The organism is Bartonella sp. AP40SXNS (assembly GCF_042195825.1).
GTDB lineage: Bacteria > Pseudomonadota > Alphaproteobacteria > Rhizobiales > Rhizobiaceae > Bartonella.
This window is the reverse complement of record NZ_JBHIPB010000099.1, coordinates 1-836: the sequence shown is the minus strand read 5'-3', so window position 1 is coordinate 836 and position 836 is coordinate 1. Positions and strand designations below refer to the sequence as shown.

General features: G+C 33.5%; 1 pseudogene. It reads left to right on the top strand.

The annotated features are described in order from the left end of the window. A pseudogene (locus ACFILZ_RS09970) lies at positions 1 to 364 on the top strand (hypothetical protein); the annotation flags it as partial. Positions 365 to 836: the final 472 nt, after the last annotated feature.

Below are 836 nucleotides of genomic sequence, written 5' to 3'. Positions count from 1 at the left end.
TATTTATGATCATGCGCATGTTTCTTATGATGCTACGGTTTTTAGTTATGCACGCGTTTATGGTCATGCCAAGGTTTGTGGCTCTGCTTGCATTTATAGCCATGCAAAAATTTATAATTATGCTGTTATTAATGGTCGTGCTAAAATTTATGGCAAGGTTTATGGAAATGCTTGTGTGAGTGGCTCTTGTGAGATTTATGGCTCTGTTTATGGCAATGCTAAAATCTCATATTGTGCAACAATCTGGGGGCGTGTTTATGGCAATGCAAAAATCAATAAAAAAAGCAAAGTAAGGTTGGTTCCAAAAAAATGTGAGGTTTATGAAAGGGATAATGTTGTCAATATAACTGATAAAACAGAATAAAGAACGGCGTGGGGGGCGTGCTTTCTTTATGGTGTATAAACGCATATAAAATGCATTGCTATAAACATATCATAAAAGAGAGAGTAAAATAAAAAAAAGCCGTGCCAAATGATATGACGCGGCTTTCAAATAGCGTTTCTTATTGATTAAAATGAATCATCCACAATGGAGTAATGAATGCATATATACAAAACGTATCATATTGCAAGCGCTCTATGAGAGATATGAAAACTTATCAAAAGGAATGTAAATGATGCGTTTGATTTTTACTCACTCATTTGAATTACAGAGCCTATAAACGCTTGTTATGGCTATCAAACGTATCAAACAAATCAAAATGCTCGGTAGCTTTAACAATCCAATCAAAAGCAAATGCATATTCAATAAATATCTGCAAAAAACGTTCTTTTTACATTTGGAAGCGTTGGTTTTTACAAAGCAGCTTTTCATAAGATAAATAAACAATTATGGT